The 16632-nt window shown below is 46.2% G+C and carries 12 protein-coding genes; 7 read left to right on the forward strand and 5 right to left on the reverse strand.

The genetic code is table 11. The features are described from left to right. Nucleotides 1–114 precede the first annotated feature (114 nt). The 3 genes from QUB14_RS21605 to QUB14_RS21615 are packed head-to-tail and all read left to right on the forward strand — an operon-like array spanning nt 115 to nt 4256. Nucleotides 115–447: a hypothetical protein gene (locus tag QUB14_RS21605; RefSeq protein ID WP_333219089.1), complete on the forward strand. Its 333-nt coding sequence runs from the start codon at nt 115–117 to the stop codon at nt 445–447. A gap of 33 nt (nt 448–480) precedes the next feature. Beyond that, nucleotides 481–2559: a dynamin family protein gene (locus QUB14_RS21610; protein WP_333219091.1), complete on the forward strand. Its 2079-nt coding sequence runs from the start codon at nt 481–483 to the stop codon at nt 2557–2559. A 14-nt stretch (nt 2560–2573) separates the two neighbouring features. Beyond that, entirely contained in the window at nt 2574–4256 is a 1683-nt protein-coding gene (locus tag QUB14_RS21615) for a dynamin family protein (RefSeq protein ID WP_333219093.1), read from the forward strand. Here QUB14_RS21615 and QUB14_RS21620 read toward each other — a convergent pair. Together QUB14_RS21620 and gloA2 are read right to left on the reverse strand one after the other, a co-directional pair. After that, nucleotides 4223–5512 carry an endonuclease/exonuclease/phosphatase family protein gene (locus QUB14_RS21620; RefSeq protein ID WP_333219094.1) on the reverse strand — a complete coding sequence of 430 codons (1290 nt, stop codon included), beginning with the start codon at nt 5510–5512 and terminating at the stop codon, nt 4223–4225. The genes QUB14_RS21615 and QUB14_RS21620 overlap by 34 nt on opposite strands. Nucleotides 5513–5555: 43 nt before the next feature. Next, nucleotides 5556–5942 (reverse strand): SMU1112c/YaeR family gloxylase I-like metalloprotein, encoded by a 387-nt coding sequence (gene gloA2, locus QUB14_RS21625; protein WP_333219096.1) that lies wholly within the window; start codon nt 5940–5942, stop codon nt 5556–5558. A 74-nt stretch (nt 5943–6016) separates the two neighbouring features. On the opposite strand from gloA2, the gene QUB14_RS21630 reads away from it, so the two are divergent. Next, the gene (locus tag QUB14_RS21630) at nt 6017–6214 is read left to right on the forward strand and encodes a hypothetical protein (RefSeq protein WP_333219098.1); all 198 of its coding nucleotides are present in this window, start codon (nt 6017–6019) and stop codon (nt 6212–6214) included. Nucleotides 6215–6249: 35 nt separating this feature from the next. Next, nucleotides 6250–7299 (forward strand): ketol-acid reductoisomerase, encoded by a 1050-nt coding sequence (gene ilvC, locus QUB14_RS21635; RefSeq protein WP_333219099.1) that lies wholly within the window; start codon nt 6250–6252, stop codon nt 7297–7299. A gap of 835 nt (nt 7300–8134) precedes the next feature. Here ilvC and QUB14_RS21640 read toward each other — a convergent pair. The 3 genes from QUB14_RS21640 to QUB14_RS21650 form a co-directional block, all read right to left on the reverse strand. Then, nucleotides 8135–9793: an alpha/beta hydrolase gene (locus QUB14_RS21640; protein ID WP_333219101.1), complete on the reverse strand. Its 1659-nt coding sequence runs from the start codon at nt 9791–9793 to the stop codon at nt 8135–8137. A gap of 515 nt (nt 9794–10308) precedes the next feature. Next, nucleotides 10309–12312 carry a cation:proton antiporter domain-containing protein gene (locus QUB14_RS21645; RefSeq protein WP_333219109.1) on the reverse strand — a complete coding sequence of 668 codons (2004 nt, stop codon included), beginning with the start codon at nt 12310–12312 and terminating at the stop codon, nt 10309–10311. Nucleotides 12313–12581: 269 nt separating this feature from the next. Continuing rightward, nucleotides 12582–13979 carry an amidase gene (locus tag QUB14_RS21650; protein WP_333219102.1) on the reverse strand — a complete coding sequence of 466 codons (1398 nt, stop codon included), beginning with the start codon at nt 13977–13979 and terminating at the stop codon, nt 12582–12584. Nucleotides 13980–14285: 306 nt separating this feature from the next. On the opposite strand from QUB14_RS21650, the gene QUB14_RS21655 reads away from it, so the two are divergent. Together QUB14_RS21655 and QUB14_RS21660 are read left to right on the forward strand one after the other, a co-directional pair. Then, entirely contained in the window at nt 14286–15548 is a 1263-nt protein-coding gene (locus QUB14_RS21655; RefSeq protein ID WP_333219104.1) for a type IV pilus twitching motility protein PilT, read from the forward strand. Nucleotides 15549–15616: 68 nt separating this feature from the next. Next, on the forward strand, nt 15617–16417 hold the full coding sequence (locus QUB14_RS21660; protein WP_190739167.1) for a circadian clock KaiB family protein: 801 nt from the start codon (nt 15617–15619) through the stop codon (nt 16415–16417). Nucleotides 16418–16632: the final 215 nt, after the last annotated feature.

Genomic DNA, 16632 nt, shown 5'->3' on the forward strand with positions numbered 1-16632 from the left:
TCTTAACATCTCTCGACGAGGCAGGAAATGTGAGTTACAGTTGTAAAAAAAATATCGTTCCGCAACATGGACAATCAATAACACATTTTTCCAGCGGGAAATAGGGTAAAATTCATGAATTCTCCTGACAAAAAAACAAGAGAACTCCGGCACAAAGAACAAGAACTGCGGAAGCGCGAACAAGAAAGTCTGCTCCACGAACTAGAAGCCGAAATCGACCGCTCAGTACCCGAATATCTAACGAGCAAGTACAAAGAACCAGACAGCCAAGTTAACGGCAAACTCAAACAGTGGCGCCGAAAAATCCTAGCCGTCGCTCAATTTACAGGCATTGTCATTGCTGTTGTCGTTGTAGTTCGCATAGCATCTTGGCTGGCAACTGCGCTAATGGTTGGAGGGATTGCTTTCATTGCTTACAAAATGTTTGTTGAAGAAGACAGAAGTTGAAAATCCCAAGCAGAAAACTATCAGGAAACAGCCATGAGCCTTAAAGTAGAAACTAGCAACTTTCTCAACGATTTAGAGCGAGTAGCCGCAGTCCGCCGAGAAATTGCCGATCGCCTCAGCAACATCGCCACAGCCATCAATCAATCAGAATTAGCAGGAGGAGAAGCATCGGGAAAACTAGGTTTAGAAACAGACAACGCTGACATTGATGTCGCCAGTAAAAACTTGCGCCAAGGAGTTTTTCGGCTGCTAGTGTTAGGCGACATGAAACGCGGAAAAAGCACTTTTCTCAATGCCTTAATCGGCGAAAACTTACTGCCCAGCGATGTAAATCCCTGTACAGCTTTGCTGACGATTTTGCGCTACGGTTCCGAAAAAAATGTTACCGTTTATTTCAATGACGGCAAAAGCCCCAAACAGCTCGATTTTAAAAGTTTCAAACAGAACTACACAATTGACCCCGCTGAGGCTAAACGCCTAGAATCAGAAAAGAAACCAGCATTTCCAGATATCGACTGCGCCGTAGTAGAATATCCCTTACCTTTGCTGGAAAAAGGCATAGAAATAGTAGACAGCCCCGGACTGAACGATACAGAAGCCCGCAACGAATTATCTCTCGGTTACATCAACAACTGCCACGCTATTTTGTTTGTACTCAGGGCAACTCAGCCTTGCACAATGGGCGAAAGACGGTATCTAGAAAATTACATCAAAAATCGCGGATTGAGCGTTTTCTTTCTGATAAATGCTTGGGATCAGGTGCGGGAAAGTTTGATTGACCCGGACGATCCTGAAGAATTGGCAGAAGCAGAAGGGAAACTGCGGCGGGTTTTTCAAGCTAATTTAGGTGAATATTGTTTAACAGAAGGACACGATATTTACGACGAGCGAGTGTTTGCAATTACCTCACTTAAAGCGCTCAGGTTGCGGCTCAAAAACCCGGATGCGGATTTGACAGGAACTGGTTTTCCCGAGTTTATGGCGGCACTGAATACGTTTTTGACGCAGGAAAGGGCGATTTCGGAATTGCGTCCGGCGAGGACTTTGGCGCGTCAAATTTCTGCTCGCGTCCGCGAAGCTGTTGGGCGAAGAATACCATTACTCGCTCGCGATGTCAATGAGTTGAAGGAAAAGATTAATTCTGTTGAGCCAGAGTTTAAAAAACTGACTCAAATTCGCGATGAATTTCAACAGGAAATTATCGAAGTTAGAGATAGTAAATCGCGGGCGATCGCAGATTTTTTCCGCGCCTACGTTCTTAACTTAGAAAATACCTTTGAAACAGATTTTTTGCGGTATCAACCGGATCTGAATTTTCTGGATTTCTTCAGCCAAGGCAAGCGAGAAGCCTTTGAAGCATCGCTCAAACGAGCATTAGAGCAGTACATCAACGACAAATTAGCAGCTTGGACTCTCACAGCAGAACAAGAGATGAATTCAGCCTTTTCACAGCTATCGAAAAGTGCGGCCAATTACGGAGCCTCTTACACGAAAGTGACTGAAAAAATTACAGAAAAACTGACTGGGCAAAAAATACCAGCAGCAGTCAGCAACTCAACCGAAGATAACTCGCCCGCTTGGGCAAAATGGGCGATGGGATTGTTCTCGTTAACGACCGGAAATCTGGCGGGCGTAGCAATGGCAGGAGCGGGTTTTGATTGGAAAAATATCCTGCTTAATTTAATCACTGTGTTGAGCGTCAGTACGATTTTTGCTAGTTTGACGGGGGTTGTTTTGGGACCGCTGTCATTGGCTTTATTGGGAATCGGTGTTGGGGTTTTGCAAGCAGACGGAGCTCGCAAACAGTTGGTAAAAGCGGCGAAAAAAGAGCTGGTGAAATATCTGCCGCAGGTGGCTCAAGAGCAGTGGCAGCCGATTCACGATGCTGTTAAAGAGTGTTTTGATGTTTACGGGCGGGAAGTGGGCGATCGCATGAATGCGGATATTAATTCTCGGAAAGCTGAGTTAGATAATTTGCTGGAACAAAAGGAATCTCGCGAGATTAATTGTCAGGCTGAATCTGAGCGGTTGAAAAAATTGGAGGCTGATGTTTCTGCCGAGTCGCAGAGTATTGAATCGCTATATCAAGGTTTCCTAGCATCCGCTAAATGAAATAAAACAGCAATATGCAACAACCCGAAATTTATCAAAACCTGACCCACAATCTCAAATCAGCACTGGGTATTCTCGAACTTGACAAAAACTCCCAACTGTATCGAGATACCACCTCAATCTGCGACTATCTCGCCAAACCAACTTTTCAAATTGCTGTCTTTGGCCCGTTTAATTACGGCAAGTCAACTTTGCTCAATGCTTTGCTGGGAAATCGGGCTTTGCCGATCGACCTAGTGCCCACTACAGGTGCTGCCATTTATGTCAACTACGGCGAGGAATTGCGCGCCAAAATTACCCTGAAAGACGGCACGGAAGTTAGCGAACCGGGGACTGATGTTTTGAAACGCTACGCCATCCTTGACGACGCCAGACAAATGCGGGATGATGTGGCCGCTGTTAATGTTTACTGTCCCCACCCTTTCCTGAAAACAGGTGTGGAATTGCTAGATTTGCCGGGAACCAACGATCGGGAAGAACAGGATAATTTGGTTCGGGATAAATTGCTAACTGCTGATTTGGTTGTGCAGGTTTTAGATGCTCGCAAATTGATGACTTTAGGGGAACGCGAGAACTTAAGAGATTGGTTGAGCGATCGCCACATCAACACTGTAGTCTTTGTTGCCAATTTTCTCAATCTACTCGAACCAGACGAACAAAAACAAGTTTACAATCGCTTGTTGTTTGTTGCCGAAAGTTTTCGCTCGAACTTGCCGAACAATATCAGCAATATCTACCGCGTCGATGCTTTGCCGGCTTTGAGGGCGAGGTTGAAAGGAGATGTGGCTGCCGCCCAAACTACAGGAATTGCCACGTTTGAATCGGCTTTGCAAAGTATTGTGGCAGCTCAACAGGAACAACTAGCAGTTAAGTTGCCCAGAATAGAAGCTATAGCTACTAAAATTTGCCAATCTCTCCGAGCCAAAGCTGAAACTGTCGCTGCAGAAATAGCCGCAGCTCAAAAAAAGCACAAAGACAAAATTGAAATTAAACAAAAAGCTGAAAAACTGATATCAAAAGGGTTTTTAGCCAGCGTTTCTGACTTCGAGAGTTGGCTTTACCAGCCCACACTTTTGCAGCGGTATCAATCGGAAATGGCGCTGTCGCTTCAGGAAGGAAGTTTTGATGCGTGGAAGCTAAAATTTCAGCGAGAGGCGTTACATCAGCAGCAAACGATCGCAGAATGGGTAAATAAAGCTTGCGAATTCTTTGAGAAAGAACAGCCGATCGCACTTTTGATTTCGTTTCCTCCATCCCCACAAGTCACCTTACCAGAGCCGCCGCCACCTCCAGCTCAAAAGTCGATCGAGGGCGAAGTGGCTCCCGTGGCGATCGCAACCGGCTTAGGTTGGCTGTTGGGCGGGCCTGTGGGAGCCGCAGTTGTCGGCGGTGCTAGCTATATTTTGAATAAAAGAACTGGCTATGAAAAGCCGCCTGAATCGTCAGAAGCATATCTAAATCAAGTAAGGGAAATTTGCAGCGAGGCTGCTAAAAACTATCTCGCCCGCTTCAGCACCGATACTTTTTCCATGCTGCAACACTACAAGGAAATCGCCGGAAAAGTTATCTGTTTTCAAGACAGCAAAGAGCCGCTACAGACAAATATTCAGCAATATCAGATACAGTTAATCAATAATTTGTTAGAAAATATCGAATCCTGCCTTCAAATGACTAAATCTGTAATTAACGGCAAATGATCCGAACCGACATTGCGGCCAGTACGAATCTTTAAAACACCAATTTCTTTGCTGACTAGAAAGTGATCGATCGGAATATAAGCTAGGGGCATAAAAGTCGGCCAAGTCGGTAAAATGCCAAACCCCGATCGCGCATTTCGCAAATTTCCGGTTTTTACCATATTTTTGTAGAACGGCGACCACATTGTGGTATTGAAGTCTCCAACCACAATCAGCGGATTTTTTACTTGGGCTGCATACTCGCCGATGCCTGCTAGCTGTTTATTGCGATCGATAAAATTCTGCTGTTTTATCGGTACAGTCGGATGAACAAGAATCAGAGAAATGATTTTACCTTGAAATTTCACATCTGCAAACAAGCTCTTTCTTTGCTTTGAAAAGGCTTTAACAGAAGTATTTTCTAAAGGCAGCTTGCTGTATATTGCACTGCCAAATCTCTCGGATTCTTGCAGGTTGGAAGAGTAAGGAAAAATCTCGCTTAAGACGGCTAACTCTTTTGCCCAAACTGTGCTCACTTCTACAAAAACCGCGATATCAGGTTGTTCTGTTTTAACCAGCGATATCACGTCTGAATAGCGTCGGTTATTCGTTAAAACATTTGAATGCAAAATCCGCAAGTTTTGTCCGGGAGTCTCTCCCGCAAAGGCTGGCGCTGGTAAATACCAAGGAACAATTTCCGCCAAGTTAAGGATAATACAAAATGCGCTCACCAGCAACCATATTTTTTTTGATCGCACGAGAGCGAAGAAGATAAAAATTGGTAACCCAGCCAACAGATATTGTAGTTTAAAATGAGAACTTAACTCAAAAAATAGGTTAAATTCTCCCAAGTAACCTGTTATTGACAAGAGTGCATTTACAATTGCTGCAAGCATAAACCATTTTAAAATTACGTGCTTCAAGCTAATAATTTGGTTATTGCTGTGCAGTAACGCCCATTTCAGCTTAATTTTAAGGTCGTTGGTAATAGGCAATTTATCAACTTCTCTTACCAGTTCTTCTGGCTGTTCCAACTCTCGCCGCTTTTGATAAAATCTCACCAGCAAGCTATCTACCACAAAATAACTAAAATAATTGGCAACAAATCCTACAAACACCAACACACCTAAACCGATTAGCATACCAAAGGAACCACCGATTTTCCTCAAAGCCGACCAAGTGGCTGCGTCACCTGTTTTACCTGTCGCTACTCTCGCTATTAATAGCATTAAAGTAGGCAATCCGAGCGTGATTATGTTTCTGATGATAGAGTCCATTGTTGCTCTTCTCTGCTAAGCTTTTTAAAATGGGGATGTGGGTCTAAATCTCATAAATTTCTAACGGTAAGTTGTCGGGATCTCTGAAAAATGTAAATCGTTTTTCGGTAATCTCGTCAAGGCGAATATTTTCTACTTCTACTCGTTGAGATTTTAAGTAAGCAACTGATGCTTCTATGTCCTCAACTGCAAAAGCTAAATGTCTCAAACCGCACGCTTCAGGACTGTTAACTCTTTCAGGAGGGTGGGGAAATGAAAAAAGCTCAATGGTGTCGCCGTTTCCGACTCGCAAATCTAGTTTGTAAGAATTCCTCTCGGTTCGGAAAGTTTCTTTGATAATGGAACATCCCAATACTTCTACATAAAATTTTTTCGAGGCTTCGTAATCCGAGCAAATAATCGCCACATGATGTATTGCTTTTATTTTCATCTGAATAAAGTTAGTTAGTTTTGTTTTTCTGAGATGTTGCACTATTTTAAATAAGCTTTTTATGAACAGGCAAGATGCCTGTTCCACAAAAAAATTTACTCTTTGTGGAACAGGCATCTTGCCTGTTCTTGAGAATCGTGCAAGATGTGAGGTTTTTTCAAATGCACAGCACGCTATTGACAATTATATTTGACGATCGCAGACACGGCGAGAAACCCTGGGAAATTCAGCGCGATCGCCCTGAATTTTCCCTCCCCCAAATCTTAACCTGAAAATTTCTGCAAAAAAAGTACCCTACATTGATAAAATGAGAGTTTTGCAGTCAATCACCCAATTTGCATCTCAGGAGACAAGCATTATGGCCCGTATGTATTACGACACCGACGCGAACCTAGACCTCTTAGCCAACAAAACGATTGCCATCATCGGCTACGGTTCCCAAGGACACGCCCACGCCCTCAACCTCAAAGACAGTGGCATGAATGTCGTTGTCGGTTTGTATCCCGGTAGCAAATCTGCCGCCAAAGCAACCGACGCGGGTTTAACAGTTCACCCGGTAGACAAAGCAGCCGCCGCCGCTGACTTCATCATGATTTTATTGCCCGATGAAGTTCAAAAAACTATTTACACAGAACAAATTGAACCGAACCTTTCCGAAGGAAATGTTTTAGCATTTGCTCACGGTTTTAACATTCACTTCGGCCAAGTTGTTCCCCCTGCCAATGTAGACGTAGTAATGGTTGCCCCCAAAGGCCCCGGACACTTGGTGCGGCGGACTTACGAACAAGGGGAAGGCGTTCCGAGTTTGTTTGCAGTATATCAAGATGCTTCCGGTCAAGCGCGCGATCGGGCAATGGCCTATGCTAAAGGTATCGGCGGCACCAGAGCCGGCATCCTGGAAACCACTTTCCGCGAAGAAACAGAAACGGATCTTTTTGGCGAACAAGTAGTTTTGTGCGGCGGTTTGAGCGCATTAATTAAAGCTGGATTTGAAACTTTAGTTAACGCCGGATACCAACCGGAATTAGCTTATTTTGAATGTTTGCACGAAGTTAAACTTATCGTTGACTTAGTAGTAGAAGGAGGCCTCGCCAAAATGCGCGACAGCATCTCCAATACCGCAGAATACGGCGATTTAACTCGCGGCCCCCGCATCGTCACGGATCAAACCCGCGCCGAAATGCGTAAAATTCTCAGCGAAATTCAATCCGGCCAATTTGCCCGCGAATTCGTTCTCGAAAACCAAGCCGGCAAACCGGGCTTTACCTCCATGCGCCGTCAGGAAGCAGAACATCCTATTGAAGAAGTTGGTAAAGATTTGCGAGCTATGTTTAGCTGGTTGAAAAAGCAGGCTTAGTCAATTTTAGATTTTAGATTTTAGATTTTAGATGGGAAGACCAATCTAAAACAGTCCTGGAGGCATAGCCTCTATCTGTAGGGTGTGCAATGCACACCTTACTGCTTTGAGGAAAATCTAAAATCTCAAGTTTAATCGATTTGAGATTGGAGGAAAAATCTAAAATCTACAATCTCAAATCGTCATGTTTGATTGTGCTTCGCTTAACCCAACCTACAAGAAAATGGCTAAGTATTGTTAGAGAAACCGGGTTTCTCGCTGGTAGCTCAAAACTATCGACTGGGACTAGGACTTTTTTGCAATTTATCAATATCCTGTTGCCTTTTCTCGTTGAAATCTCTCGGCCTCAACCAATTCGGCCACAACCCGACGAAGAACTTTCGGCTTGCCACGCTAGTATCTCTTACAGGTTTGGGGAGAAAAGTTAAAGTGTCACCGTAAAGGGTAAACAGGGCTGCCAACAGAAGCAATAGCGGGATAAGATTTTTTTTAGGCATCGCAGTTTGGGAGTAGAGTTTGTGAAAGCGCTTTGTTATATTTTGCCCTTGCACGGACAAAATATATCAGAAACAGCTTAAGAAGAAAATCGAGCCCTGGGGGGTAAGGGGCGTCGCCTCCAACAGGAAAGCCTGCTAGTCGCAATATGATGTCCCCTCGAACTACCACTACAAACACCTTTATTATAGGTGTTCGAGCGGACATCAGATTATTAGCTAATAACTAATAGTGGTAAGGTTCGGACTGCGAAGCCTACATAATTATGTTCTGGGTCGAGAACTCAAAAAAATACTATGGTTTTTTGGCGCTTACCTACTTAACGACTAATGACTAATTACTACTTATTCCCTTGAATAAAAGTTTGCACTACTGTATGAATTTCCGGGGAAATTTCTGTTACTAGCCGCACCGGGATTGCCGATGTAGAAGCAAATTGCGCGTATTCTGGTGTTAGAAAGACTGCATATTTGTCAGCTTCAGCAGTCAGTTGAGCGACGGTAGCCAAACTTACAGCTTTAATATAATTGCGTATGCTAACAGCTTGGTCGCCGACAACTTCATCGCCGGTAATTACTGTGCTCGGCCTCCGAACTTGGTGTAAAGTTGTACTGGGATCTTTGACGCTTAAGTGGGTTCCTCCTACAAAACCGACTAGCCATTTAGGAGATGGAATTTTCGGAAAGCCGGCAATTTGTTCGGCTAAGGCGGGAGTTGTTTTGTCTGCTGAAGATGCTACTATTAAGGTAGGAATTTGAATTGCACTTAAACCAGTTTCTCCAAATAGTAATGATGCGATCGGATTCATGGCGATCGCCCTTTTAATCCTCGCATCCCGCAATTGATACCGTTCTTCGGGCAATCCGGCCGCCGCGCACTGAATGCCTTCACCCAAGCTGAACCCAATCAAATCCCCCTGACACCTTTGTTTGAGTCCGCTCAATTGCAGTTCGGCGCCGGCCAAGGACAAGGCTGTAGCGCCGCCGAAGGAATAGCCAATTATTACGGCTGGGTCGATCGCGATTTTTCCCTGCAAATTATCATCAGTTTGGTTCAATTTTGTCAGTTCGTCGAGTACAAAACTGATGTCTTTGGGACGGTCTAAAAACTCTTGAGGAGCTAGCAAGGGACACTTCCCCGCCATCGCAGCATTGGTATTCGTCTCGTTGCTGCCCGGATGTTCTAAAGCTGCTACTACATAGCCGTGAGACGCCAAATGCTCGGCTAAGTAGCGCAAATCCGTGCGGACGGAACCCAACCCGTGAGAAAAGACGATCGTCGGTTTGTCGGCTGTCGCAGCTTCTGACCAGTACACATCAACCGGAATATGTCGATTGCGGGCGCTATCGTTCAAATCTAGCGCCCGTACCTGCACCGAATTAGGGCCGGGCTGGGTTGGATCGAAAGGCAGGTTAAACGCGGGTTTAACCGGTGCTAACTGAGGTGCGATCGCCTCCATAAAGCGCTGAGTTTGCCAAAAACTTGCGTTCATATTTCCCAAAACTGTGAAAGCTCGATCGAGATCCACCACGACCCGCGAGCTCGGATAAGATTCAATAAAACTCAATACCGATAAGCCTTCCGGCGCGTTTGCTCCCAGCAGCAGAGCCGATCGCAGCGCTTCCACACCCCCACCGTCGCGCCTGGGTATCACTGTAGTCAAATCCGTCAGGATGCCAGTGCCGATGCCCGTATTTAGCAAGTTGCTCAGGCCGACTACATTTAGGGGAATTTTCGCTTGCAGCGCCCGAAAGATTTTACTGCGCTGTTCGTCAGACAGGAGATTGGCATAAGCTTGCAGTCTGGCGGGGACTTTTCCTGTTTCTGCGAGTTCGCGCAAATCCGCAACCGATATTGACGATTCTAAAATACCTTTGCGGACAACAACCGTTTCTGCAGCTTTTACAGGAGATGTCGTGTCGCTGAAAGGATTAATCGAAATCGAACCCAAAACACTCGCCACTGAAGAAAACCATCTGAAATTTGGTCTGATGCTCATTTTTACCTTATTGAACTAGAGAGGATAGATCACCATATTCTCAAAATTCTCCCAGATACCGAGAAATTGTCCTAGATGCCGAGAAATTGCCTGCATCGGGGTGCGATCGTCAAGGCCTCTACGCATATTTACTTGCCGATCGCACATTCCGTACCTAAGTGCACTTCTTGTGCGGCTGCTAATGATGATCGATTGAAGGATTTTTTAATCGACCTTCCAAAAAATACAAACTTCGCGAGTGAAAAGAGCGATCTAGTGTATTCCCGAACCGCGCCAAGGTGCGGAAATTTTGCTAGCAATTCCGTTGGATTAGGATTAAATATAAGACTTACAAAATGGTCACAAATAGGGGGCTAAATTTTAGGTATGTAGTTGCCCTTGTGGGCTCTTTCCTAAGCTAAGAGCGCACAAGCGCAACTACATACCTTTGTTTAATTTGCCACTTGGCTTTAGTCGTCAAACATTAACCGCAGATGAATGCAGATTCATAACATCCTCTGCGGTTAAAGTCTTCCTCAAGATACAGGAAAATAAACAACAAGCATCGAAATATCTGGGTGAACCCGGGCGATAGCTTCCGGTTCTTTGAGAGTTCCCGGTTTTTCCCACAATTTCTGTTGCTGAGAAAGTGTTGTTAAAATCAGCAAATCGTGTTCTAACAAATTCTGCGAAACTAGCTTGGTAAAATTTCCCCGCACCCGATTTACTGGTATCTCAGAAAGAATTTCCACCTCCGCCGCACTTTTGTTGCTTTTTTCCCGTTGTGTCGTCACCAACACCACTTGCAAAGTCGCCTTAAGTTCCTCTGCCAAACTCTTAGCAATATCCACAGTTTCCGGAAATCCAAACCGAGTCAACTCGCTGTCAGTTACCGCCAAAATAACTCTGGCTGTATTCTGGAGAGGATCGGGAAATCGAGCAATCAGTACGGGTACGGGCGATCGCCTTACCACATTGTCAATGATGGTGCCAAAAAAATTGTCGCGAGTCGTGGAAAATCCCTTCCAACCGCAAACTATTAAACTAGCCTCGCGTTCGGTTGCACTCCGCAGAATTCCGCGATCGATCGCATCATCTATCCTCGCGATCGGTTCAACCGCACAAGCAGCCGCATGGGCCACAGTTTCCGCAGCCGTCAAAAGTTGAGTTTGCTGCATTTTATCTGCCGGAGAAATTGCTTCCCCGCGATCGGACAAAATATGCAGGGGCAGCAAAGTTCCCTGATATCTTTTTGCTAATATCAAAGCCAAACGCAGCAAATTATCTTCCGTATTCGGATTAGCAACAGGCACTAAAACTCGATCTCCCCATGAATTCTTTCCCGAACTAGCCGCCGGCAAACTCGACCCCGGCTGCTGCATTTGTTGACCCCACCGAGATACAATCCAAGGAGAAGCAACACAAGTTACTAAAATCATGGCAATGATCCCGTTCACCGTTACGCGATCGACCAATTTAATCTCAAAAGCAACCGTAATCGCAGCCAAAGTAGAAGCAGCTTGAGCACCAGAAAGGCCGAACATTACCATAATGTTGGGAAACTCAAAACGAAATAATTTGCCCGGTAGCCAAGCTGCCAAAAACTTGCTCACCACCTCTGCTAAAATCATCACCGCCGCCACCCCCAAAGACTTCGGCTGCTTTACCAAAATTAGCGGGTCAATTAACATCCCCACAGAAATCAGAAAAAACGGCACAAACAACGTATTGCCAATAAACTCAATCCGATTCATCAGCGGACTCATTTTGGGAATAATTTGAGTAATGGCAATTCCCGATAAAAATGCACCAATAATTGCCTCAATTTCAATTAGTTCTGCTGCGTAAGAAACTAGAAATAGGGTAGCCAATACAAATATAAATTCGGCATTTTCGTCGTGTCCGAATTTCTTAAAAAACCAGCGACCGATTTTGGGAACTCCCCACAAAGTAGCAAAAGTGTAGATAGCAAGAGAGGGAATGAGAACCAGCCAAAAATCGAGAGTGAGATTTCCTTTGTAAGCTTTGACAACAATTGCCAGCACCAACAGTCCCAACACATTCGTAATTAAAGTCCCGCCCAAAGTCGCAGTAATAGTCTGAGTTCGCATCAATCCCAATTTTGTGAGAATTGGCAGCGCTAAAAGCGTGTGCGTAGCGAAACAAGAAGCAATTAAAATTGAAGCCAGCCAGCTATATCCCAACAGCAGCATGGCTCCCGTCCCCAATATCATCGGCAACGAAAAAGTAGCCAGTCCAAATATGACAGCTTTGTCTGCATTGAGTTTGAGGTCGTCGAGGCTAGTTTCCAGTCCTGCTAGGAACATCAAAAACAGCAATCCTACAGTACCTAACAAAACAATAGTAGCGTCCCGTTGCAGCAAATTGAGACCGTTGGGCCCGACAATTACGCCAGCAATAATTAAACCGACTATTCCCGGCAGTCGCAAGCGCTCAAATAACAGCGGCGCGAGTAGCATGATTGCTAAAAGAAGTAGAAAAACGGGAACGGGAGCGGTAATCGGGCCGGAAGTTAACATAAATTTCACCCTAAATATTGGCAGCGAACTGCTACCATATTTAAAATGAAATAATCAAAATATCTATCAATCTAAAGAGGTATTATCAAAATTTTACAGCGTAATTCTTAATAAGGAGGACTGGGCGGGAGAAACCCGGTTTCTTGGTAAAATATGGGTTTAATGACGAATAATTTATGAAAAAAACCGGGTTTCTAGTTCCCCGCGTATAAGTCCTGATTTTGCATACTCCTAAAAAAGGGAAACGTGCTTTTTTCCCTTGCTATTCCCTATTTAAAATCTAAAACGGGGAAAGGTTTCGCCGCTTCCATCTGCGCGGCTAAAGCAATTAAAGTGGCTTCCGCCGCCGGCCGCCCGATAATTTGAATTCCCACGGGCAAACCGTTGGTATCTAAAATGGCAGGCAGTGCGATCGCAGGCAAACCGCTAGCATTAAACGGCGGACAAGGAGCTACCCAATTAATAATGCGCTGCAAAGTTTCTTCAAAACTCAAATCCGCCCACTCCCCAACCCGGATTGGCGAGTGCATATAAGTTGGCAAAACTAACACATCAAATTTTTCAAAGAATCCCACAATCCGCCGTGAAATCACCTGCATTTGATTCACCGCCCGCAAATATTCCCCAGCCGAAATAGTTCTTTCTAACAGCCAGCGATTCATCGGTTCCAAGGCCGGGCCGGGAATGCCACTTGCAGCCGCCCCCGACTGCCAAACTGCGATAAACGGTTCGATTAAACCCGTAAAATCCGGGCATCCAGGTTCGACATCATGACCCAAATCTGTCAGTAACTTGACGGTTTCGAGTACCGCTTGCTGACAGATAGGCGCAGCCTCGCCCACAGGGGAAATAGTCGTAGAAAACGCAATTCGTAGCTTGCCTAACTCTTGAGTGGAAGCCTCTAAAAACGTCGGATTAGAATCGGGTAGCCAGTACGGATCGCCTGTTGTGTAGCCTGACATCACGTCCAAAAGTGCGGCGGCGTCAGCTACTGTGCGCGCCAGGGGGCCGTTGGCCGAAATGCCGCTGAGGTAATCTCCGACAGGTGCCCAGGAAACTCGCCCCCGCGACGGTTTAATGCCCACTAAACCGCAGCAGGAAGCTGGGCCTCGAATCGAACCGCCGCCGTCTGAACCTTGGGCGATCGCACACAAACCCGCTGCTACAGCGGCCGCTGAGCCTCCGCTGGAACCTCCGGGCGTATAGTCTAAATTCCAGGGATTGCGCGCCGGTGGGAAGCCTTCTGGTTCGGTGTAAGGTAATGAGCCAATTTGAGAGGTGGCTGTTTTGCCCAGAATGTTAAATCCCGCTGCTTTGATCCGCCATACTACTGACTCGTCGTAGGCAGAGATGTTACCCAGCAAAGCCTGAGTGCCGTAGGTACAGGGAACGCCGGTAACTGGTGTCAAGTCTTTAATGGCGATCGGCACTCCGAAAAAAGGTGGCAATTCCTGTGGCTTGTTTAATCCAGCTAGTTTTTCGGTTTGAGATTTAGCTAGGGCGATCGCCCGCTCGGCCGTTACTGTAAAATAACTGCCCAGCTCAGGGTTTAATCGATCGATCCGTTCCAAGTAGAGATTGACAATTTCTAAAGGCGACACTTCCAGGGTGCGGATCGACTCCGCCAACTCCAGAGCTGGAGTAAAAGCCCGATCGACAGAATTCATCGGTTTAAGTCCTTAATAATTGGATGAAGTAGGAATTTATACTGTTTGAGTGCGGAAAACTCTTTCCATTAAAAAATTTATCCAAAAATGTGGAAAATCCCTATTTGGTCGTAGATAAAGAGTGAGCGCATCCTCCTATTGGCAGAATATTTCCTTTGTATTGCACCAGTTGAAACTGATCTTGCGATAGACTGAGGAGAACAGTTAAGCTTTTGTGCAAGAGACGCTCTTCGGGCGCTCGGCATTGTCCAACTTCCACAAATCATCTGTTCGAGTCAGCCTTCTCACCAACTTAAGGTAGCGCATATGACACAGCAGCATCCGCCAGCTCCTCGCCCGCCCGTACCCGGAGCTCCCCCACTGCCAGGAATACCCCGCCCTCCAGCTCCAGGGATGCCCCCCAGAGCAGCAGGAATGCCGCCCGCACCGCCGCCCGCACCAGCACCAGCACCAGCACCGCCGCCGCAATCCTTCGCCACACCTAAAAACCCGATTTCTAGCAGCGGCGGAGTTCCGAGTTTGAAAGAGCTAGTAATCCGAGCCAAAGATGAAGGAGTATCCGACCTTCACCTCGGAGTAAACGAAGTTCCCCGCTTCCGCACCCGGGGCGAGATTGCCGACATCGGCTATCCACCAACAGATTTAGATACATTTTTTGGCTGGTTGCGGGAGTGCATGAGCGATGAAGAAATTGAAATTTTCCAAAAAACCCTAGACTTTGACGGCGCTTTCGACTTCGGGTTCGTCCGCATTCGGATCAGTTGCATGGACTCCTTGGCCGGCCCGGCAATGGTGCTGCGGCTAATTCCTGCCAAAATAATGACATTGGAGGAATTGAAACTGCCGGAGGTATTTAGGAAAATATGTGGCTACCACAAAGGGCTGATTTTGGTGACAGGCCCGACAGGTTCGGGTAAGTCTACCACGTTGGCCGCGATGATCGACTACATCAATAAGAATAAAGCCTACAACATCATCACGATCGAAGACCCGGTAGAATTTGTACACGAAAGCAAAAAATCCTTGATCAAGCACCGGGAAGTCGGCAGGCACACCCTCAAGTTTATGAGCGCTCTCAAAGGCGCTCTGCGACAAGACCCGGATATGCTGCTAGTAGGAGAAATTCGGGACAGAGAGACGGTGGAAATCGCCCTCAAAGCGTCTCAAACCGGTCACTTAGTTGCAGGAACCCTGCACACCAACAGTGCTGTTAAGACCCTGAACCGGATTCTTGATATGTTTGGGGCGGAAGAACAGGATGCCATTCGGGTTTCAATTTCCGAATCCCTAGTGGCGATTATTGCTCAACTGCTGTGCAAAACCACAGACGGAAAGCGGGCTGCTTTCCACGACGTTATGATCAATACCGACGTGGTTAAGGAATACATTCTGAAGGGCCAGAATGAGGAAATCAATCAAATCATGATCAAAGATACTTATGAAGGCATGACGACGATGAATAAGTCGCTCTACGGCCTTTATCAAGAAGGTCGGATTACTGAAGAACTTTGTGTAGAGAACTCGCCGTTCCCGAACGAAATGGCTCAGATGCTCCGAGGTCGAGTCTAAAGGTTGAGTGTTAACAGTTAACTGTTAACAGTTAACTGTTAACTGTTAACAGTTATTGGTGTACTGAATTGAAAGTCGATCGCCCGATTTTGCCAGAAATTTTCAAAGGCATTGCGCTGTTTACACCAGGGGGAGACTTAATCTATTGCATAGACCCCCACAAGCAAACTCGGTGGCATTTGCAGTTGTGCGTAGCTCTACAGGAGATCCTCGGTTTGTCGGAACCACCGCATTTTCTGATACCTTGCTACACGGCAACCGTTGACTCCTGGCTCGATCCAGGCGATCGGCAGGTGCGGGTTGCTGCCGAGGCTTACCCCCCCGTGCTGCGACATCAAACGCTGCTGAACGCCATTTTTGGGACTGGCGACTTAGTGTGGCATCCCCGGAGCGAAGAAATGTGCGAACCGATGGCAATCGCTACTTATCACGAAGAATTCCCCGAACTTTGGGAAAATCACGACTTAGTTGTACAGTATGCCAGCCCCGAAGCTCGATCGGACTGGAGCAGTTCGATCGTAACTCCCTTGGGCTTTCCGCCATCGCAGCAGACTCGGCTTCCCAAACCAACAGCACTCACCCCACCGCCACAAACTCAAGGGTACGTTTTGCGTCTGTTTGTTTCCGGCAGCAACCCCAGCACCGAACGCACCCTCGAAACTTTACACCAGTTTTTAGAGCAATGCCTCGATCGTCCCTACACTTTAAAAGTAATTGATGTTTTGAAACATCCAGACCAAGCTGAGGCAGATCAGATTTCAGCAACTCCTACTTTGATTAAAATCTGGCCGAAACCCGTGCGACGAATTGTCGGGGAATTGAACGATGATGAAAAAATAGTCCGGCTGCTGAGCTATTCGGAATTTTAGATTGGGGCGTGGATTTTTGCGATTATTTAATACTGGCGATCGCGGTTTTAGTAGCGATGGAATTAACAACATTTATTGACATCCACCCCGGCGTGAACGCACGGGGATTCCATCTATTCAAGCCAATCAAAAATTGACAATTGCTTAAATTCTGGTGGGTTAGCGCTTCTTTGGGTGCTGCTATCCTGGGATAGTCTTATGCTTCCTCCACGCCC

Origin of the sequence: Microcoleus sp. B3-D2 (assembly GCF_036705345.1) — a bacterium.
Taxonomy (GTDB): Bacteria; Cyanobacteriota; Cyanobacteriia; order Cyanobacteriales; family Microcoleaceae; genus Microcoleus.

What these genes read in the sequence shown, in the direction of transcription:
- QUB14_RS21605 (WP_333219089.1), top strand. Translation starts at nt 115, where the DNA reads ATGAATTCTCCTGACAAAAAAACAAGAGAACTCCGGCACAAAGAACAA.
- QUB14_RS21655 (WP_333219104.1), top strand. Translation starts at nt 14,286, where the DNA reads ATGACACAGCAGCATCCGCCAGCTCCTCGCCCGCCCGTACCCGGAGCT.
- ilvC (WP_333219099.1), top strand. Translation starts at nt 6,250, where the DNA reads ATGAGAGTTTTGCAGTCAATCACCCAATTTGCATCTCAGGAGACAAGC.
- QUB14_RS21650 (WP_333219102.1), bottom strand. Translation starts at nt 13,979, where the DNA reads ATGAATTCTGTCGATCGGGCTTTTACTCCAGCTCTGGAGTTGGCGGAG.
- QUB14_RS21645 (WP_333219109.1), bottom strand. Translation starts at nt 12,312, where the DNA reads ATGTTAACTTCCGGCCCGATTACCGCTCCCGTTCCCGTTTTTCTACTT.
- QUB14_RS21630 (WP_333219098.1), top strand. Translation starts at nt 6,017, where the DNA reads ATGCCTGTTCCACAAAAAAATTTACTCTTTGTGGAACAGGCATCTTGC.
- QUB14_RS21640 (WP_333219101.1), bottom strand. Translation starts at nt 9,793, where the DNA reads ATGAGCATCAGACCAAATTTCAGATGGTTTTCTTCAGTGGCGAGTGTT.
- gloA2 (WP_333219096.1), bottom strand. Translation starts at nt 5,942, where the DNA reads ATGAAAATAAAAGCAATACATCATGTGGCGATTATTTGCTCGGATTAC.
- QUB14_RS21615 (WP_333219093.1), top strand. Translation starts at nt 2,574, where the DNA reads ATGCAACAACCCGAAATTTATCAAAACCTGACCCACAATCTCAAATCA.
- QUB14_RS21610 (WP_333219091.1), top strand. Translation starts at nt 481, where the DNA reads ATGAGCCTTAAAGTAGAAACTAGCAACTTTCTCAACGATTTAGAGCGA.
- QUB14_RS21620 (WP_333219094.1), bottom strand. Translation starts at nt 5,512, where the DNA reads ATGGACTCTATCATCAGAAACATAATCACGCTCGGATTGCCTACTTTA.